Annotated in this window: 20 protein-coding genes; 13 read left to right on the top strand and 7 right to left on the bottom strand. The window is 62.5% G+C overall.

Annotated elements, in window-relative coordinates; all coding sequences use genetic code 11:
- Positions 1 to 10: 10 nt before the first annotated feature.
- Positions 11 to 919, bottom strand: coding sequence for a 50S ribosomal protein L3 N(5)-glutamine methyltransferase (gene prmB / locus BM382_RS10915; protein ID WP_011062621.1), 909 nt, complete (start codon positions 917 to 919; stop codon positions 11 to 13).
- A 239-nt stretch (positions 920 to 1,158) separates the two neighbouring features.
- Here prmB and BM382_RS10910 point away from each other — a divergent pair, with 239 nt between their 5' ends.
- The 5 genes from BM382_RS10910 (at position 1,159) to BM382_RS10890 (ending at position 3,930) form a co-directional block, all read left to right on the top strand.
- Entirely contained in the window at positions 1,159 to 1,749 is a 591-nt protein-coding gene (locus BM382_RS10910; protein WP_011062622.1) for a cysteine hydrolase family protein, read from the top strand.
- 129 nt (positions 1,750 to 1,878) lie between these two features.
- Positions 1,879 to 2,199 carry a hypothetical protein gene (locus tag BM382_RS10905; protein ID WP_011062623.1) on the top strand — a complete coding sequence of 107 codons (321 nt, stop codon included), beginning with the start codon at positions 1,879 to 1,881 and terminating at the stop codon, positions 2,197 to 2,199.
- Positions 2,200 to 2,274: 75 nt separating this feature from the next.
- Complete coding sequence (locus BM382_RS10900; protein WP_011062624.1) at positions 2,275 to 2,832, top strand: Smr/MutS family protein; 558 nt, start codon at positions 2,275 to 2,277, stop codon at positions 2,830 to 2,832.
- Between the two features lie 77 nt (positions 2,833 to 2,909).
- A complete protein-coding gene (gene folE, locus BM382_RS10895; RefSeq protein WP_011062625.1) occupies positions 2,910 to 3,455 on the top strand; it encodes a GTP cyclohydrolase I FolE in 546 nt (181 codons plus the stop codon).
- Between the two features lie 103 nt (positions 3,456 to 3,558).
- Positions 3,559 to 3,930 (top strand): glutathione S-transferase N-terminal domain-containing protein, encoded by a 372-nt coding sequence (locus BM382_RS10890; protein WP_065365442.1) that lies wholly within the window; start codon positions 3,559 to 3,561, stop codon positions 3,928 to 3,930.
- A gap of 18 nt (positions 3,931 to 3,948) precedes the next feature.
- Here BM382_RS10890 and BM382_RS10885 read toward each other — a convergent pair whose 3' ends face one another.
- The 3 genes from BM382_RS10885 to BM382_RS10875 are packed head-to-tail and all read right to left on the bottom strand — an operon-like array spanning position 3,949 to position 6,927.
- Complete coding sequence (locus BM382_RS10885; protein ID WP_011062627.1) at positions 3,949 to 4,275, bottom strand: AtuA-related protein; 327 nt, start codon at positions 4,273 to 4,275, stop codon at positions 3,949 to 3,951.
- Complete coding sequence (locus BM382_RS10880; RefSeq protein WP_072442806.1) at positions 4,272 to 5,630, bottom strand: acyclic terpene utilization AtuA family protein; 1,359 nt, start codon at positions 5,628 to 5,630, stop codon at positions 4,272 to 4,274. The genes BM382_RS10885 and BM382_RS10880 overlap by 4 nt, the downstream gene beginning before the upstream one ends.
- Position 5,631: 1 nt before the next feature.
- On the bottom strand, positions 5,632 to 6,927 hold the full coding sequence (locus BM382_RS10875) for a CitMHS family transporter (RefSeq protein WP_011062629.1): 1,296 nt from the start codon (positions 6,925 to 6,927) through the stop codon (positions 5,632 to 5,634).
- 131 nt (positions 6,928 to 7,058) lie between these two features.
- Here BM382_RS10875 and BM382_RS10870 point away from each other — a divergent pair, with 131 nt between their 5' ends.
- On the top strand, positions 7,059 to 7,952 hold the full coding sequence (locus tag BM382_RS10870) for a LysR family transcriptional regulator (protein WP_011062630.1): 894 nt from the start codon (positions 7,059 to 7,061) through the stop codon (positions 7,950 to 7,952).
- 60 nt (positions 7,953 to 8,012) lie between these two features.
- On the opposite strand, the gene BM382_RS10865 is transcribed toward BM382_RS10870, so the two are convergent.
- Together BM382_RS10865 and BM382_RS10860 are read right to left on the bottom strand one after the other, a co-directional pair.
- A complete protein-coding gene (locus BM382_RS10865) occupies positions 8,013 to 8,615 on the bottom strand; it encodes a glutathione S-transferase family protein (protein ID WP_011062631.1) in 603 nt (200 codons plus the stop codon).
- A gap of 10 nt (positions 8,616 to 8,625) precedes the next feature.
- On the bottom strand, positions 8,626 to 9,792 hold the full coding sequence (locus tag BM382_RS10860; RefSeq protein ID WP_015636598.1) for an aminotransferase-like domain-containing protein: 1,167 nt from the start codon (positions 9,790 to 9,792) through the stop codon (positions 8,626 to 8,628).
- An 82-nt stretch (positions 9,793 to 9,874) separates the two neighbouring features.
- On the opposite strand from BM382_RS10860, the gene BM382_RS10855 reads away from it, so the two are divergent.
- Both BM382_RS10855 and BM382_RS10850 read left to right on the top strand, forming a co-directional pair.
- A complete protein-coding gene (locus BM382_RS10855) occupies positions 9,875 to 10,318 on the top strand; it encodes a MarR family transcriptional regulator (protein ID WP_011062633.1) in 444 nt (147 codons plus the stop codon).
- A gap of 287 nt (positions 10,319 to 10,605) precedes the next feature.
- Positions 10,606 to 11,955 carry an NCS2 family permease gene (locus tag BM382_RS10850; protein ID WP_015636600.1) on the top strand — a complete coding sequence of 450 codons (1,350 nt, stop codon included), beginning with the start codon at positions 10,606 to 10,608 and terminating at the stop codon, positions 11,953 to 11,955.
- A 237-nt stretch (positions 11,956 to 12,192) separates the two neighbouring features.
- Here BM382_RS10850 and uraH read toward each other — a convergent pair whose 3' ends face one another.
- Positions 12,193 to 12,546: a hydroxyisourate hydrolase gene (gene uraH, locus BM382_RS10845; RefSeq protein WP_011062635.1), complete on the bottom strand. Its 354-nt coding sequence runs from the start codon at positions 12,544 to 12,546 to the stop codon at positions 12,193 to 12,195.
- A 423-nt stretch (positions 12,547 to 12,969) separates the two neighbouring features.
- On the opposite strand from uraH, the gene puuE reads away from it, so the two are divergent.
- The 5 genes from puuE to BM382_RS10820 all read left to right on the top strand — a co-directional run bounded on the left by puuE (position 12,970) and on the right by BM382_RS10820 (position 17,466).
- Positions 12,970 to 13,896: an allantoinase PuuE gene (gene puuE, locus BM382_RS10840; RefSeq protein WP_011062636.1), complete on the top strand. Its 927-nt coding sequence runs from the start codon at positions 12,970 to 12,972 to the stop codon at positions 13,894 to 13,896.
- Complete coding sequence (uraD, locus tag BM382_RS10835) at positions 13,893 to 14,408, top strand: 2-oxo-4-hydroxy-4-carboxy-5-ureidoimidazoline decarboxylase (RefSeq protein WP_072442804.1); 516 nt, start codon at positions 13,893 to 13,895, stop codon at positions 14,406 to 14,408. The genes puuE and uraD overlap by 4 nt, the downstream gene beginning before the upstream one ends.
- A 95-nt stretch (positions 14,409 to 14,503) precedes the next feature.
- Positions 14,504 to 15,499: an allantoicase gene (gene alc, locus BM382_RS10830; protein ID WP_053159747.1), complete on the top strand. Its 996-nt coding sequence runs from the start codon at positions 14,504 to 14,506 to the stop codon at positions 15,497 to 15,499.
- 83 nt (positions 15,500 to 15,582) lie between these two features.
- Positions 15,583 to 16,086 (top strand): ureidoglycolate lyase, encoded by a 504-nt coding sequence (locus tag BM382_RS10825; RefSeq protein WP_011062639.1) that lies wholly within the window; start codon positions 15,583 to 15,585, stop codon positions 16,084 to 16,086.
- 51 nt (positions 16,087 to 16,137) lie between these two features.
- On the top strand, positions 16,138 to 17,466 hold the full coding sequence (locus tag BM382_RS10820; protein WP_019093449.1) for a urate hydroxylase PuuD: 1,329 nt from the start codon (positions 16,138 to 16,140) through the stop codon (positions 17,464 to 17,466).
- Positions 17,467 to 17,537: the final 71 nt, after the last annotated feature.

The following is a 17,537-nucleotide window of genomic DNA, read 5'->3' as shown; positions in this document are numbered from 1 at the left end:
GGCAATCGGCTCAGACCCGGGACGCGAACAACGCCTGATGTTCGCGGCACTGCTCCGCGGTCAGCATGAACACACCGTGGCCACCGCGCTCGAAGTCCAGCCAGGCGAAGTCGACCTCCGGGTACAGCGCCTCGACATGCACCTGGCTGTTGCCCACCTCGACAATCAGCAAACCCTTCTCGGTCAGGTGGTCCGCCGCCTCGGCCAGCATCCGCCGTACCAGGTTCAGGCCATCCTCGCCACAGGCCAGGCCCAGCTCGGGCTCGTGCTGGTATTCATCCGGCATGTCGGCGAAGTCTTCGGCATCGACATAGGGCGGGTTGGACACGATCAGGTCGAAGCGCTGCCCGGGCAGGCCATCGAAGCCATCGCCCTGGACCGTGAACACCCGCTCATCGACGCCATGGCGCTCGATGTTCTGGTTGGCCACTTCGAGGGCTTCGAAGGACAGGTCCGCCAACACCACCTCGGCATCACGGAATTCATAGGCACAAGCGATACCAATGCAGCCGGAACCGGTACACAGGTCGAGAATCCGTGCCGGCTCGCTGCCCAGCCAGGGTTCGAAACGTTTTTCGATCAGCTCGCCAATCGGCGAACGGGGAATCAGCACGCGCTCATCGACAATGAACGACATGCCGCAGAACCAGGCCTCGCCCAGCAGGTAGGCGGTAGGCACGCGCTCCTGGATACGACGCTTGAGCAGGTGTTGCACATGGACCAGCTCGTCGTCTTCCAACGCGCAATCAAGGTAGCTGTCGGCAATTTCCCAAGGCAGGTGCAAGGCGCCGAGCACCAGTTGACGGGCCTCGTCCCAGGCATTGTCGGTACCATGGCCGAAGAACAGATCCTCCCCATGAAAGCGGCTGACAGCCCAGCGGATATGGTCGCGCAAGGTGCGCAGGCGGGAAGTGATCACGGCACAGACTCCTGACAAAACGACCGGCGATTCTAACAGCCAAAACGCTTGCCGACGACGAATGAAAAACCAGCGACGGGCAATGGTGTTCAAGCGTTTTTTGCTCGGGAAGGCTGCATACCTTGCCCCACTTGACAAGGCTACAGGCCAGCAACGGCGCACCTTACGTTAGTAGCGATTCACAGAAGCGCTCCGCCAGAGGACAATGGCGCAAAAGCCCCACTCACAGGAGCCCCAGAATGTCCGTTCCAAAGACGATGTTTCAACTCAGCGGTCGTGGTTATGCAGCGGCCAATTTGAGCCACGCGACCCTTGTGATCATCGACGCCCAGAAAGAATACCTCAGCGGCCCGCTGGCCCTGTCCGGCATGGACGCGGCAGTGGCCAACATCCGCCAACTGCTGGCCGCGGCCCGGGCTGCCGGCCGCCCAGTGGTGCACGTACGCCACCTCGGTACCGTCGGCGGCCTGTTCGACCCACAAGGCGAGCGCGGCGAGTTCATTCCCGGCCTTGAACCCCAAGGCGACGAAACCATCATCGGCAAACTGCTGCCCAGCGCGTTCCACGGTACCGAACTGGAAAAGCGCCTGCAGGACCTCGGTTCCCTGGACCTGATCGTCGCCGGTTTCATGAGCCACTCCAGCGTCAGCACCACCGTGCGCGCGGCCAAGAACCTGGGCTTTCGCTGCACCCTGGTAGAAGACGCCTGCGCCACCCGCGACCTGCCCTACAAGGGTGGCATCCTCAGCGCCGAGCACGTTCAGCAAACCGAAATGGCAATCATGGCCGACAACTTCGCCACCCTCGCCCAGACCGCAAGCCTGATCTGATCAGCCCTGGTGAGCGGCTGGCGGGCCGCTCATCCATAAACCCCTCGCCTTTGCAGCAATTGCCTTAGCCTCAGGAACCACCCGGTCAACTTCCGGTCGAAGGGCCGATACCCATTGAGGAAGGTCGGAATGAAGATATCCGATGGTTTTGACGCACGCCGATTGCGGCCCAAAAGCCCGCGAAACTGGCGGTTGCGCCTGGGTGCGGGATTCTCCGCGCTACTGGCGACATTTGGCGTGCTGCTGGCGATGGCCGGTACTGCGAGCCTGCTGGGCCGTGCCCCGGCGCTGGGGGAAATGAATGCCAGCCCGGCGGGCTCGGCGGTGATCCTGGTGGTCGGCCTGTTGCTGCTGTATGTCGGCGTACGCTTGTGGCGGCGCTGCCGGCGGCGCATGCGCCAGCCCCTGGCGCTGAACATGGCGCCGCACCTGATGAAAAAACACGACTGACATTCCCGAGGCGCGATTTGCGCGCCTTAAGGTGTTCCGAGTTGGGTAAACTAGCCGCCCTTCGCGGAGGCTGACATGCAAGACGACGATTTTTCCCTGTTCAAAAACGAGATCCGCGGCGTCAAGCCGATCAAGCACGATCGTGCCGATACAGGCAAACCCAAGAGCGACCGGGCGCAGATCGCCAAGTTGCGCCAGGCGGCCACCGTACGCAGCGAGACCACCACGGTGGACGGGCTGTCCGACCAGTTCGTCATCGACGTGGGGCCGGAAGATGAGCTGATGTGGGCTCGCGACGGGGTCCAGGAAAGCCAGATGCGCAAGCTGAAGATCGGCCAGATCCCCTTTGAAGGCAGCCTCGACCTGCATGGCATGACCGTGGAAAAGGCCCGGGAAACCCTCTGGGCCTTTCTCGCTGAAGCCACCCAGTTCGAAATCCGCTGCGTGCGCGTCACCCACGGCAAGGCTGTGCGCCTGGACGGCAAGCGGCCGATGATCAAAAGCCACGTCAACACCTGGCTGCGCCAGCATCCGCAGGTGCTGGGCTTCACTTCCTGCCAGGCCAGGCATGGCGGTACCGGGGCGCTGTACGTCATGCTCAAGCGCACCATGATGGAAGGCCGTGACGAATAAAGCCGCTGCATCACGCTTGCAGCGTCGTGTCCGCCACCGTACCCTTGCCCTTTGCGTAAAATCCCACAGGTAGTTTCATGTCCCTGGAACAGAATTACACCGCGATCCTCGGCCAACTGGGCGAGGACGTCTCCCGCGAGGGCCTGCTCGACACGCCCAAGCGTGCCGCCAAAGCCATGCAGTACCTCTGCCGCGGTTATGCCCAAACCCTGGAAGAGGTCACCAACGGTGCCTTGTTCAGCTCCGACAACAGCGAAATGGTCCTAGTCAAGGACATCGAGCTCTACTCGTTGTGCGAACACCACCTGCTGCCGTTCATCGGCAAGGCCCATGTCGCCTACATTCCCAGCGGCAAGGTCCTGGGGCTGTCGAAAGTCGCGCGCATCGTCGATATGTATGCCCGCCGCCTGCAGATCCAGGAAAACCTCAGCCGGCAGATCGCCGACGCCGTCCAACAAGTGACCGGCGCCCTCGGGGTGGCCGTGGTGATCGAGGCCAAGCACATGTGCATGATGATGCGCGGTGTGGAGAAACAGAATTCGTCGATGATCACCTCGGTGATGCTGGGCGAGTTCCGCGAGAATGCCGCGACCCGCAGCGAATTCCTCAGCCTGATCAAGTAACAGGCTGCAGGCGAAAAAACCGGCGTTGATCGCCGGTTTTTTTTCGCCCGGGAAAAATCAGGTAAGCTGCCGCCCCTTCATTCATGGGCAAGAGGCAATAACCGTGATCGTCAAAGCGCTGCGAGTCGGCCTGGGCCAACTCATCATTTTCATCGACTTCATCACCCGCCCACGCAAGCAGCAGCGGGACGCCGCCGCTCAGGCGCAAGTCGTGGAAGCCGCCAAGGGCCTGACCCTGTACCAGTTTCACGCCTGCCCGTTCTGCGTGAAGACCCGCCGTACCCTGCATCGCCTGAATGTGCCGGTGGCCCTGCGCGACGCAAAAAACAACGAGCAGGACCGCCAGGCCCTGTTGGAGCAGGGCGGCAAGATCAAGGTGCCGTGCCTGCGCATCGAAGAGAACGGCCAGACCACCTGGATGTATGAATCCAAGGTGATCATCGATTACCTGAACCAGCGCTTCGCGACCGTCTGACGCCCTCCCCGGGGCTCTTCAGCCCCGAGCCAACTGCAAGTCAAGCAAGGCCGCGCCCAGGCACTTGCCGTGGGCATCCAGCGCCAGGGAGCGGGTCACTCCGCCGCGCAGGATGCCCGGCAAGACAAAGTTCAAGGCCCGCACATTCTCCAGGACATAGCGCTGTACCGGCGCCGCATCGCTCCCCAGCAAGCCGGCGAAATATTGCGCCACGCGCTCGGCGGTAAGCTGCTCGCAAAGAAAGGCAAAGTCCTCGGCGCGGTAGGCAATCACCGAAATATTCGAAGTGTCGCCCTTGTCCCCGGTACGCGAGTGCGCCAAGTCACGCAATTTGACCTCATTCATGCCCGTACCTCCTGATGCAAGGTGACCCTGACGGCCTCCCGGGGCAGTAACAGCGAAGCCACCGCCACCACCTGCCGCAGGCTTTTACTGGCCCCGCCGCCACCAGCGGGCCCATTGGTATAGAGGGTTTCCACCTCATTGCCGACGCGCACCGCTTCGGCCTTGTCCGTGCAGCGAGCCGCCACCCGCAGGCGCACTTCCCAGGGCTCGGCAGGCGCTCGCTGGCCCAGTTCAACACCGTGCAAGGCATCGATGCCGATCAGCTCCGCGCGCACTTCCTGCATCTGTACCCCGGTCAGGGCCAGGCGTTCGAGCACGATGTCCCGGGCCAGCCGCGCCCTGGCCACAGCCCCAGGGCCGCCATAGGAAATCTGCCCTTCGCCGATCCAGCCATCCAGGTAGCCGACGCTGACCTTGAGCCGCTCAGGCCGTGGGCTGCCTGCCGCCCCTTGCAGCCACACCCGGTCCGGTGCCTCCTCGACAAAGCCCACTGCGGAAAAGTCGGCACAGACATCCGGCGTCAGGTAGGCCGCCGGGTCATGCACTTCGTAGATCAACTGCTCGGTACAGGTAGCGCTGCTGACCTGCCCCCCGGAGCCCTTGACCTTGGTGATCAGCGCCGCGCCCTGTGCATCCACTTCGGCCAGGGGGAACCCCAGGCGCGCCAGACCGGCCACATTCTTGACCCCCGGATCGGCAAAGTAGCCGCCGCTGACCTGCCCTGCGCACTCCAGCAGATGCCCCACCAGGGTCCCGCGCCCCAGGCGCAGCCAGTCATCCTCGGCCCAGCCGAACTCGAAGATCTGCGGCGCCAGGAACAACGAGGGGTCGGCCACCCGCCCAGTGATCACTACATCGGCATCGGCCTGCAGCGCCTCGACGATGCCCTGGGCGCCCAGGTAGGCATTGGCGGAAATCAGCCGCTGCCCCAGCGAGCCCAGGGTCTGCCCGTTGTCCAACACCCACTCCGGCCGGGCCCGCAGAGTCTCGAGCACATCGTCCCCCAGCACCGCGATCACCTTGAGCCCAGGCAAGCCCAGCTCGGCGGCGATCCGTTGCACCTCGGCCACCGCCGCCAACGGATTGGCCGCCCCCATGTTGCTGATGATGCGCAAACGCCGCCCCGAGGCCGTGGCACCCACAAAGGGCAGCACCCCGCGCATCCGCGCCCCCAGCAACGGGTCGTAGCCGCTGTGCGGGTCGACCAGGCGCGCCTGCTGCGCCAGGGCGATGGTGCGCTCGGCCAGGCATTCGAACACCAGGTAATCCAGGTCACCCTGTTGCGCCAACTCGATGGCGGGCTCGATACGGTCACCGGAGTAACCGGCGCCGGAGCCGATACGTAGGCTTTTCATCTTAAAAAACTCCCAGCAGCAGCGCGGTCAGGGTCATCAACACTGACGCAGCGAATAGAAAGGGGATGGTGAAACGCTGGTGGTCGGCCAGTTCGATCTTGCACAGGCCCACCAGCAGGAAGGTCGCCGGGGTCAGCGGGCTTACCGGGAAACCGGTGGTGTGCACGCCGAGCAACGAAGCCTGGGCCACTTGCAGCGGGTCGACACCCAGGGCCTTGCCCACTTCGGCAATCACCGGCATCACCCCGAAGTAGTAGGAGTCAGGATCGAACAGCATGCTCAGGGGCATGGACAGGAACCCCACCACAGTCGGAATCAGCTTGCCGTGACCGGCAGGAATCTGCGCCACCGCCACTTCGGCAATCGCCTTGAGCATTCCGCTGCCCTGCATGATGCCGGTGAACACACCGGCCGCCAGGAGAATGCTGGCCATGGTCAGGGCCGTCTTGGCATGAGCATCGATGCGTGCCCGCTGGGCCTCGACATCCGGATAGTTGATGCACAGCGCCAGCACCGTGCCGACCATGAACATCACCACCGGATCGACCCAGCCGGCAATCATCACCAGCATCACCAGCACCGTGAGCAGCAGGTTGATCCAGAAGCGCCCGGGACGGCGTAGCGCCTCTTCGGCGGGGCTCAATACCCGGGTCGGGATGCCTGCACCGGCCGTGGCATCGGCACCGAGCCCCAGGCGGCGCTCCTCCCGGCGGCCGAGCCACCAGGCGCTGGCGAAGACGAACAGCAGGCCGACGATCTGCACCGGGATCAGCGGCTGGAACAGATCCGCCACCGGCACATGCAGGGCCGCTGATGAGCGCAGTACCGGGCCGGTCCAGGGCAGGAAATTGACCCCCGCGGCCATCGCCGCGACACAGGCCAGAATCCGTCGATCGATGCCCAGCCGGGTATACAGCGGCAGCATTGCCGGCACCGTCACCAGGAAGGTCACCGCGCCGGAACCGTCCAGGTGCACCAGCAGCGCCAGAAGCGCCGTACCGACCACGATCCGCGTCGGCCGGGTGCCGACGGTGCGCAGGATGCGGTCGATGATCGGGTCGAGCATGCCGGCGTCGGTCATGATGCCGAAGAACAGGATAGCGAACACGAACATGCCTACCACGGGGGCGACGTTCTTGATGCCGGTGACGATGAAGGCGCTGGTCTGCAGACCGAAGCCGCCGATCAGCGCGGCGATGATCGGCAGCGCAATCAGCGCGACCAGAGGCGACAGGCGCTTGCTCATGACGGCCGCGAGCAGGCAGAGAATGGTGATGACACCCAGGGTGGCGAGCATGGAGCAACTCCAGTGTGCCGCCTCTTCAAGCCGGGGCCGGAAGGCGGACGGTTATTGTTTTTCTGGAGTATTGAAATCGCGCTAGTCTTTGTAAATTGGAATATTCGGCGCCTTGCATTCGGAAAAACAAAATGAAGAACTCGATCCAGCATATCCAGGCCTTCCTCGCCGTGGCCCGCAGCGGCAACTTCAGCAAAGCCGCCGCCGAGCTGCACCTGTCGCCATCAGCCCTTACCGTGCAGGTCCAGCAACTGGAGGAATGGCTAGGGGTCGCCCTGCTCGATCGCAGCCCGCGCCATGTCAGCCTGACCGCTGCTGGGCTGCAGGCCCGGGGACCGATGGAGAAACTGCTGCTGGACCTGGACAACATCGTCAGTGGCTCCCGGGACCTGGCCGCCCTGCGTCGGGGCGTGGTCACCCTCGCCGCGCTGCCGTCGGTCTGCGCCGGGGTGCTGCCGCCGGCCTTGCGCCAGTTTCGCGAGCAATTTGCCGGAATCGAGGTACGCCTGCAGGACCTGGTGGCTCACCGCATTCATGCCCAGGTCCGGGCCGGCGAGGTGGATTTCGGTATCGGCGGGCGCGCCCGGCTCAGCCACGGGCTGGATTTCCAACCTCTGCTGGAGGATCGCCTGTGCCTGTTCGTGGCCACCGATCATCCCCTGGCCCAGCGCCAGTCAGTGACGCTGAAGGACCTGGCCCGCCAGCCGATCATTCTCACCGGCCGCGACAGCAGCGTGCGCGAGCAGGTCGAAGCGCTGTTCGACGACAGCCGACTGTCCCTGCTTCCAGCCATGGAAGCCAACTACATGAGCACGGTGCTGGCGCTGGTACGCCAGGGGCTGGGCATTACCTTGCTGCCGGAATCCGCCGATGACGGCCGTGAGGGCCTGCGCCGGATTGCCATCAAACACCCGGGGGTCAGCCGCGAGATCGGCCTGATCCGCCGCAGTGGCCAGCAACTGAGCCCAGCGGCGCAGCGCTGTTATGAGTTGCTACGCCAGAACCTGGCCGGCAAACATCGTTAGCGGGCCCCACAACGCACCGAACCGGCACAAGGCCGGTCCAGTGGGGATAAAAGCACCCGCTCAGTCGAGCATCGGCACGTGTCGCGGATGGCTTTGCACTCGCTGCATCCAGGCCTGGATGCCCGGGTAGCGGCTCAGGTCGAAACCGCCCTCATCGGCCACGTGGGTGTAGGCATAGAGCGCAATATCGGCGATCGAATAGTGCTCGCCCACCAGGTACGGGGTGCGGCTCAATTGTTTCTCCATCACGTCCAGCGCCTTGTAGCCACGCTTGTGCAACTTCAGGTATTCCTCGCGGCGCTCCTCGGGCAGCCCCTCGTAAAGCTGGATGAAACGCGCCACCGCGATGTAGGGCTCATGGCTGTACTGCTCGAAGAACTGCCATTGCAGAACCTGGGTGCGCAAGCGCGGTTCGCTGGGCAGGAACTGACTGCCGTCGGCGAGGAAGTTGAGAATCGCGTTGGACTCCCACAGGCAGGTGCCGTCTTCCAGTTCCAGAACCGGAATCTTGCCGTTGGGGTTCTTTGCCAGGAAGGCCTCGGTCTGGGTATCGCCCCCGAGAATATCCACCGCCTGCCATTCATAAGGCAGCCCCAGCAGATTGAGCATCAACTTGATCTTGTAGCAGTTGCCCGAACGGTAATCGCCATAAACCTTGTACATGGCCCTCCCCTTAGGCTGCCTGTGCAGCCTGTGCTTGACGTATCACGGTGGCCAGCCGCTTGAGGCCTTCGTCCAGCCGCGCCGGATCGATATGGCTGAAATTCAACCGCAGATGCCCAGGGTTGCGTTCCGGATCGGCAAAGAACGGCTCACCGGGCATGAATGTGACGTCGTGCTCCAACGCCGACTTGAGCAAAGTGCGGGTATCCAGGGGCTGTTTCAAGCTCAGCCAGAAAAACAATCCGCCCTGGGGCACCTGCCAATCCGCCAGATCGGCGAAATGGGTGAGCAAGGCGCCCTGGAATTCATCCCGGCGCTGGCGATAGAAACTGCGCAACTGATCCAGGTGCGCCTGATACTGCTCGCTGCCGATCCACTGCATGGCCTGCCACTGGCCAACCCGATTGGTGTGCAGGTCCGCCGACTGCTTCAGCCGCAGCAGGTGCGGAAACAGGTCCGGGCTGGCAATCAGGTAACCCACCCGCAGGCCCGGCAACAGGGTTTTAGACACGGTGCCGGTGTAGATCCAACTGGCTTTTTCCAGGCGGCCGACAATAGGCGTGGCACTGCCACCATCGAACGTCAGCTCACGGTAGGGCTCGTCCTCGATCAGGGTCACGCCGAACTCGTCCAGCAAAGCCGCCACGGCATCACGCTTGGCTTCGCTGTAGCGCACCGCCGAGGGGTTCTGGAACGTCGGGATCAGGTAGATGAACGCCGGCCGGTGCTGCTCCAGGCGCGCACGCATCTGCACCAGGTCCGGGCCATCGGCCTGCAGCGGTACGGTCAGGCAGTCGGCGCCGAACAGCTGGAAAATCTGCAGGGCGGCCAGGTAGGTCGGCGCTTCCAGCATGATCTGGGTGCCCTTGTCGATGTACAGCTTGGCTGTCAGATCAAGGGTCTGCTGGGAACCACTGACCACCAGCACCTGGCTCGCCTCGCAAGGCACCCCGAGCTGGCGCGCCTGGGCCGCCAGGGCTTCACGCAATTGCGGCTCGCCTTCGCTCATGCCGTATTGGCCCATGGCCAACGGCATGTCCTGCCATTGCACCTTGGGCAGCATCACTTCGGCCGGCAGGCCCCCGGCGAACGACATCACTTCCGGGCGCTGGGCCGCAGCAAGGATTTCACGGATCAGAGAGCTTTTGAGACGCGATACACGTTCGGAGAAGGCCATGGAGATCACCGCTAGCGAAGGCTGAGGAAAATACGTCAAACTGCTTGACCGAAATTACGCCGACCTTTGCAGATACGTCAATATGCTTGACCTTAAAAACCAGGCTTCGCAGCAAGCGGCCATGGAAGCTTTCTTCTTCGGCTATCAGGCGTTTACCGCCAAGGCCGACGAAATGCTCGAACGCCGGGGCCTGAGCCGGGTGCACCAGCGCATCGTGTTTTTCATCGCCCGCTATCCCGGGCTCAGCGTCAAGGAACTGCTCAATCTGCTGGGGGTGAGCAAGCAGGCATTGAACACACCGTTGCGCCAATTGATGGAAATGCATCTGGTGGACAGCGTCGCCCCGGACAGCGACAAGCGTAAGCGCCTGTTGCAGTTGACCGCCGATGGCACAGGCTTCGAGCAATCCCTGCGCCGCGAGCAGGTCAAACTCCTGCAACGGGCCTTCAGCGAAGCTGGCGAGAGTGCGGTCAATGGCTGGCTGGCGGTGAACCAGGCGCTGGCCGGCAAACCCGTCGAAGACTGAGCCCCTGCGGGCGCCATTCATTGGTGCGCCGGCCCCGGCCTTGCCCCAAACCCTTGCACACCCCGGCGCAACGTCGGGGCCGCGATATAGCCATGTTCGCGGATTTTTCGCACACAACCCCAAAAACATTATTTGCTTTCTTTGTATACAAACGCATAATTCGCCCGACGAGTTCTTGACCCAAAGGTCAACAAAACCCGCACGCCTTACCTGCCTCAAAGAGCCGCTGCCCACCCTTGCGTGTCCGGCTCTGGAAAAAACAATAAAACTCTTGAGGAGTACTCGCTGTGGAAAGCCGCAAATCCGAAGCCTCTACGCTCGATCTCTCGCCGTCGCTGAACAGCGGCTGGCTGGAGCGCATCTTCAAACTCAGGTTGCATGGCACCACGGTGAAGACCGAGTTGATTGCCGGTCTGACAACCTTCATCACCATGGCCTACATCATCTTCGTCAACCCCAACATCATGGCCGACGCCGGCATCGATCACGGCGCAGCCTTCGTCGCCACCTGTATCGCCGCCGCCCTGGGCTGCCTGTTGATGGGCCTGTACGCCAACTGGCCGGTGGGCCTCGCACCGGGCATGGGGCTCAACGCCTTCTTCACCTACACCGTGGTCGGCACCATGGGCTACCACTGGGAAACCGCCCTTGGCGCGGTGTTCATTTCCGGTGTGCTGTTCATGATCCTGACCCTGTCGCGGGTACGTGAATGGCTGCTCAACAGCATTCCGGTGAGCCTGCGGTTCGCCATGGGTGCCGGGGTCGGGCTGTTTCTCGGCCTGATCGGCCTGAAGACGGCCAACATCATCGTCGACAGCCCGGCCACCCTGATCAAGCTCGGCAACCTGCGAGACCCCGGCCCACTGCTGGCGGCCGTCTGCTTCTTGATGATCGCAGTGCTCAGCTATCACCGGGTCTTCGGCGCGATTCTCATCAGTATCATCGCCGTGACCCTGGCCGGCTGGGGCCTGGACCTGGTGCACTACAACGGGATCATGTCCACTCCGCCGAGCCTGGCGCCGACCTGGATGGCCATGGACATCGCCGGGGTGTTCAACGTCAGCATGATCAGCGTGGTCCTGGCGTTCCTCTTCGTGCACATGTTCGACACCGCCGGCACCCTGATGGGCGTGGCCCAGCGCGCCGGCCTGGTGAACGCCGATGGCAAGATCGAGAACCTTTCCCGCGCACTCAAGGCGGACAGTGCCTCCAGCGTGTTCGGTGCCGTGGTCGGTGTACCACCAGTCACCAGCTATGTGGAAAGTGCCGCCGGGGTCGCCGCTGGTGGCCGCACCGGGCTGACCGCGGTCACCGTGGGCGTGCTGTTCATTGCCGCAATGTTCTTCGCTCCCCTGGCAGGCATGATCCCCGCCTATGCCACCGCCGGCGCGCTGATCTATGTGGCGATGCTGATGATGGGCGGCATGGCCCACATCAACTGGGACGAGGCCACCGACAGCATTCCGGCCATCGTCACCGCGATCATGATGCCCCTGACCTTTTCCGTCGCCGATGGCATTGCCCTGGGCTTCATCACCTATGTGGTGCTGAAGGCCGGCACCGGCAAGTACAAGGAAATCTCCATCAGCCTGTATGTGCTGTGCGCGATTTTCATCGCCAAGTTCATTTTCCTCTAGGACGCCCTGCTCCACCCAGGCCCCATCCCGCTGGATGGGGCTTTTTCGTTGCCGATGATCGGCTGTGGCCAGCAGGTCCGGGGCGGTCACAGGGCCCTTTCGGCGGCGAGCCGGCTCCTGCGGGATCTAGTGGAGCCGATGACCAGTGAAGGCTTTATGCCAGACGAAAAAAAGCCCGCAGTGTGGGCGGGCAAGGACCAAAGAAGCTATTTGCGCAGGATTCTTGGGGGGAAAGTCCTAGCTTCCTCTGTAGGTCGAATAGCTGTAAGGCGAGATCAGTAGCGGTACGTGATAGTGGTCCTGCTCGGCGCTGATGCCGAACCGCAGTACCACCACATCCAGGAACGCCGGCTGCGGCAGTTGCACACCACGGGCACGGTAGTAGTCACCGGCATGGAAGTGCAGCTGGTACACCCCGGAACGGTAGTCATCACCCTGCAGCAGCGGCGCATCGCAACGGCCATCGCTGTTGGTCAGGGTGCTGGCGACCAATTCCAGCTGGGCCCCTTCCACTCGATACAGCTCGACCTTGATAGCGCTGCCAGGGCAGCCATGTGCGGCATCCAAAACGTGTGTAGTCAAACGTCCCATTGATTCTGCGTGCCTGGCGCCTTCAAGCGTTCAGGCCTCGCGCCTCCCGGAGTCAGTAATTGAAGGAGACCGCAGCGTTTCGACCGGTGAAAAGCTGCGGCGAGAGCAAGATTAAGACATTTTTCAAAAAAATTGTACACAATAATAATCGCAAATATTCCCGGCCCCGCGACGCTTCGAATGCATCAGCGGATTTGCCTGAACGCCATAGCGACAGACGACTTGTCATCCATTAGCTGACCATCCAGGCAAGTTTCTTGCAGGTGACAGCCATAGCGATGAAAGCGGAAAAATGCAAAAAATCAGGCTTACAAAGTGAAGACAAACTTGTATACAATCATTCCATCGCAGTGACGCCCACCTGGCTTTCCGGCTTCAGGTTCCGCCACGCCACCGTTATCACGAATAAGAAGGAAGACTGCAGTGAGCGCTGACTACCCTCGCGACCTGATCGGTTACGGCTCCAACCCTCCTCACCCTCACTGGCCGGGCAATGCCCGCGTCGCCCTGTCCTTCGTGCTCAATTACGAAGAGGGTGGCGAGCGCAACATCCTTCATGGCGACAAGGAATCGGAAGCCTTCCTCTCGGAAATGGTCTCGGCGCAACCCCTGCAGGGCGAGCGCAACATGAGCATGGAATCGTTGTACGAGTATGGCAGCCGTGCCGGCGTCTGGCGGATTCTCAAGCTGTTCAAGGAATTCGACATTCCACTGACCATCTTCGCCGTGGCCATGGCCGCCCAGCGTCACCCGGACGTGATCCGCGCCATGGTCGAAGCCGGCCACGAGATCTGCAGCCACGGCTACCGCTGGATCGACTACCAGTACATGGACGAGGCCCAGGAACGCGAGCACATGCTCGAAGCGATCCGAATCCTCACCGAAATCACCGGCGAACGCCCACTGGGCTGGTACACCGGCCGCACCGGCCCGAACACCCGGCGCCTGGTGATGGAGGAAGGCGGCTTCCTCTATGACTGCGACACCTACGACGACGACCTGCCCTACTGGGAACCCAACAACCCCACCGGCAAGCCGCACCTGGTGATCCCCTACACCCTGGACACCAACGACATGCGCTTTACCCAGGTGCAGGGCTTCAACAAGGGCGACGACTTCTTCCAGTACCTGAAGGACGCCTTCGATGTGCTCTACGCCGAAGGTGCCGAAGCGCCGAAGATGCTTTCCATCGGCCTGCACTGCCGCCTGATCGGCCGCCCGGCGCGCCTGGCCTCGCTCAAGCGCTTCCTCGAATACGTCAAGGGCCACGAGCAGGTGTGGTTCAGCCGCCGGGTGGACATCGCCCGTCACTGGCAACAGACCCACCCTTACCAGGGAGCGGCGAAATGACTGCCTTCCAGAGCCTCAAGCCCTCGACCCTGAGCCGCGAAGATTTCGTCAAGGCCTTCGCCGACATCTACGAACACTCGCCGTGGGTTGCCGAAAAGGCCTACGAACTGGGGCTCGACGCCTCCGTCGACCAGATCGAGACCCTGCACCAGCGCATGAGCGACATCCTGTTGAGCGCCGATCACGCCAGCCAGCTGGCACTGATCAACGCTCACCCGGACCTGGCCGGCAAAGCCGCCGTCCAGGGCCAGTTGACCGAAGCCAGTACCAATGAGCAGGCCGGCGCAGGTATTCACCAATGCACCGCCGAAGAGTTCCAGCGCTTCACCGAGCTCAACGACGCCTACAAGACCAAGTTCAAGTTTCCCTTCATCATGGCGGTGAAGGGCAGCAATCGGCACCAGATCCTCGCCGCATTCGAAACCCGCATCCACAACTCGGTGGACACCGAGTTCAAATGCGCACTGGCTGAAATCAACAAGATCGCCCTGTTCCGCTTGCTGACCCTGTAGCGATTGCCCGCCTGGCCCGAGAAAGCATCTGCATCGATGCATTTCCCAGGGCCTCGCGAGCACCCCGGCCACTGAATTCAAGGCAGACAAGAAGAATGAAAACCAACGCCGTAGCTTTCGAGAAGTTCGTCAACCTGGCCGATGCCCGGCTGGGGACCAAGATCATCTCGGTCACCGATGACTGGTTCGCCGACGCCAACCGCCTGTTCCAACCGACTCCGGCGGTGTGGAAGGAAGGCGTATTCGATGACAACGGCAAGTGGATGGATGGCTGGGAATCACGCCGCAAGCGCTTCGAAGGCTACGACACTGCGGTCATCCGCCTCGGCGTGGCCGGCTCGATCAAGGGCGTGGACATCGACACTTCATTCTTCACCGGCAACTTCCCGCCCTCGGCCTCCCTGGAAGCCTGCTTCCTGGCCGCAGGCGAACCGGATGAAAGCACCCAGTGGACCGAAGTGCTGCCGGCGGTGGAGTTGCAGGGCAACAGCCACCACTACCACGAGATCCACAACCACCAGCCGTTCAGCCACCTGCGCTTCAACATCTACCCCGATGGCGGCGTAGCACGGCTGCGGGTCTACGGCATTCCCTACCGCGACTGGTCGGCCATCGGCGACGACGAACAGGTCGACCTGGCTGCCGCCCTCAACGGCGGCCGCGCCCTGGCCTGCTCCGACGAGCACTTCGGGCGCATGGGCAACCTCCTCAACCCCGGCCGCGGCATCAACATGGGTGACGGTTGGGAAACCGCCCGGCGCCGTACTCCCGGCAACGACTGGGTGATCATCGCCCTGGGCCATGCCGGTGAAATCGAAAAGATCATCGTCGACACCCTGCACTTCAAGGGCAACTACCCCGACAGCTGTTCGATCCAGGGCGCCTTCGTCAAGGGTGGCACCGACAGCCAGATCGAAACCCAGAGCCTGTTCTGGCGTGAACTGCTACCCAGCCAGAAATTGGAAATGCACGCCGAACACAGCTTCGTCGAACAGATCAGGGCACTGGGGGCTATTACCCACGTGCGCCTGAATGTATTCCCGGACGGTGGCGTCAGCCGCCTGCGGCTGCTGGGAAAGGTCAAAAAATAAAGGGTCGCGCAGCGCGCGGGCGACCGGTTTGCCCGCAGTAGCCACGGACCAGACAACAACGAACTCGAGATAAGAAGAACAGCATGCGCACATTAGTGATTGAGCCCCTGAGCAAAGAAGCCTTCGCCCCTTTCGGTGACGTAATCGAGACCGACGGCAGCGATCACTTCATGATCAACAACGGTTCGACCATGCGCTTCCACCGCCTGGCAACGGTCGAGACCGCTCAGCCGGAAGACCAGGCCATCATCAGCATCTTCCGCGCCGACGCGCTGGACATGCCGCTGACCATCCGCATGCTGGAACGCCATCCGCTGGGCAGCCAGGCTTTCATCCCGCTGCTCGGCAATCCCTTTCTGATCGTGGTCGCGCCACTTGGCGATGAACCTGTATCGGGCTTGGTCCGTGCCTTTGTCAGTAATGGCAGGCAGGGCATTAATTACCATCGCGGCGTCTGGCACCACCCGGTGCTGACGATCGAAAAGCGGGATGACTTCCTGGTGGTTGATCGCAGTGGCACTGGCAATAACTGCGATGAGCATTTCTTCAAAGAGGATGAGCGTTTGATCCTCGCCCCCCACCAATAAGAGAAGGTCTGATCACCCGACAACAAGGGTGGCAGGCAAGAGGTAAAGACTGTGGAAGCACATCTGTTGGAATGGCTCAACCTGAGCGTGCGTTGGGTACATATGATCACTGGTGTGGCCTGGATCGGCGCATCGTTCTATTTCGTCTGGCTGGAGAACAACCTCAACCGCGTCAACCCCAAGGACGGCCTGTCCGGCGACCTCTGGGCGATTCACGGCGGTGGTATCTATCACCTGGAAAAATACAAGCTGGCACCGCCCTCGATGCCGGAGAACCTGCACTGGTTCAAATGGGAAGCCTACTTCACCTGGATGTCCGGGATTGCCCTGCTGTGCCTGGTGTTCTACTTCAACCCGATGCTCTACCTGGTTGCCCCCGGCAGCGGCCTGACCGGCCCTGAAGGCGTGGCCATCGGTATCGGTGCGTTGATCGCCGGCTGGTTCGTCTATGACTTCCTCTGCGATTCGCCACTGGGCAAGAAACCCGCCCTGCTCGGCTTCATCCTGTTCCTCCTGCTGATCGGCGCTGCCTATGGCTTCAGCAAGGTGTTCAGTGGCCGTGGCGCGTACCTGCATGTGGGCGCCATCATCGGCACCATCATGGTGGGCAACGTGTTCCGCATCATCATGCCGGCCCAGCGCGCGCTGGTGGCAGCGATCGCGGAAAACCGAACCCCCGACCCGACCCTGCCGGCCAAGGGCCTGCTGCGCTCGCGTCACAACAACTACTTCACCCTGCCCGTGCTGTTCATCATGATCAGCAACCACTTCCCGAGCACCTACGGCAGCCAGTACAACTGGTTGATCCTGGCCGGGATCGCGGTCCTGGCGGTATTGGTGCGTCATTACTTCAACACCCGTCATGACAGCCACAAGTTCGCCTGGACCCTGCCCGTCGCGGCACTGGGCATGATCTGCCTGGCCTACGTGACCGGCCCGACCCCAGCGCCAAGCGCTCCGGAAGTGGCCAAGGCCCAGACCCAGTACCAGCCATTGCCGGAAACCGCCCTGGGCGGCAAGCCGGCAACCTCGGCTGCGACAGAGGCACCGGCACCGGCCGCTCCAGCCGCTGCGGCAACGGCTCCGGCCAGCGCCCCGGCGCAGGCGGCCAATGCCGGCCCGTCCTTCGACAAGGTGCATAGCGTGATCCAGGAGCGTTGCGCGGTCTGTCATTCGGCCAAGCCCACCAGCCCCCTGTTCAGCGCAGCACCTGCCGGGGTGATGTTCGACACTCCTGAGCAGATCCGCCTGCAAGCCGCGCGGATCCAGGCCCAGGCCGTCGCCAGCCAGATCATGCCGCTGGGCAACATCACCCAGATGACCCAGCAGGAACGCGAGCTGGTCGGTGCCTGGATTACCCAGGGAGCCCAGACCAACTGATCAGCCTGGTACCCGGCTGATTCGCGAGCAAGCTCGCTCCTACAGAACCGCAATTGTCTGTAGGAGCGGGC

The sequence above is a fragment of the Pseudomonas sp. NFPP25 genome, from assembly GCF_900116505.1.
GTDB lineage: Bacteria > Pseudomonadota > Gammaproteobacteria > Pseudomonadales > Pseudomonadaceae > Aquipseudomonas > Aquipseudomonas protegens.
This window is presented reverse-complemented; position numbering and strand designations above follow the sequence as displayed.

What these genes read in the sequence shown, in the direction of transcription:
- folE (WP_011062625.1), top strand. Translation starts at nt 2,910, where the DNA reads ATGTCCCTGGAACAGAATTACACCGCGATCCTCGGCCAACTGGGCGAG.
- BM382_RS10910 (WP_011062622.1), top strand. Translation starts at nt 1,159, where the DNA reads ATGTCCGTTCCAAAGACGATGTTTCAACTCAGCGGTCGTGGTTATGCA.
- BM382_RS10860 (WP_015636598.1), bottom strand. Translation starts at nt 9,792, where the DNA reads ATGGCCTTCTCCGAACGTGTATCGCGTCTCAAAAGCTCTCTGATCCGT.
- alc (WP_053159747.1), top strand. Translation starts at nt 14,504, where the DNA reads ATGAAAACCAACGCCGTAGCTTTCGAGAAGTTCGTCAACCTGGCCGAT.
- BM382_RS10855 (WP_011062633.1), top strand. Translation starts at nt 9,875, where the DNA reads ATGCTTGACCTTAAAAACCAGGCTTCGCAGCAAGCGGCCATGGAAGCT.
- BM382_RS10905 (WP_011062623.1), top strand. Translation starts at nt 1,879, where the DNA reads ATGAAGATATCCGATGGTTTTGACGCACGCCGATTGCGGCCCAAAAGC.
- BM382_RS10825 (WP_011062639.1), top strand. Translation starts at nt 15,583, where the DNA reads ATGCGCACATTAGTGATTGAGCCCCTGAGCAAAGAAGCCTTCGCCCCT.
- BM382_RS10885 (WP_011062627.1), bottom strand. Translation starts at nt 4,275, where the DNA reads ATGAATGAGGTCAAATTGCGTGACTTGGCGCACTCGCGTACCGGGGAC.
- BM382_RS10870 (WP_011062630.1), top strand. Translation starts at nt 7,059, where the DNA reads ATGAAGAACTCGATCCAGCATATCCAGGCCTTCCTCGCCGTGGCCCGC.
- BM382_RS10900 (WP_011062624.1), top strand. Translation starts at nt 2,275, where the DNA reads ATGCAAGACGACGATTTTTCCCTGTTCAAAAACGAGATCCGCGGCGTC.
- uraD (WP_072442804.1), top strand. Translation starts at nt 13,893, where the DNA reads ATGACTGCCTTCCAGAGCCTCAAGCCCTCGACCCTGAGCCGCGAAGAT.
- uraH (WP_011062635.1), bottom strand. Translation starts at nt 12,546, where the DNA reads ATGGGACGTTTGACTACACACGTTTTGGATGCCGCACATGGCTGCCCT.
- BM382_RS10880 (WP_072442806.1), bottom strand. Translation starts at nt 5,630, where the DNA reads ATGAAAAGCCTACGTATCGGCTCCGGCGCCGGTTACTCCGGTGACCGT.
- BM382_RS10865 (WP_011062631.1), bottom strand. Translation starts at nt 8,615, where the DNA reads ATGTACAAGGTTTATGGCGATTACCGTTCGGGCAACTGCTACAAGATC.
- BM382_RS10875 (WP_011062629.1), bottom strand. Translation starts at nt 6,927, where the DNA reads ATGCTCGCCACCCTGGGTGTCATCACCATTCTCTGCCTGCTCGCGGCC.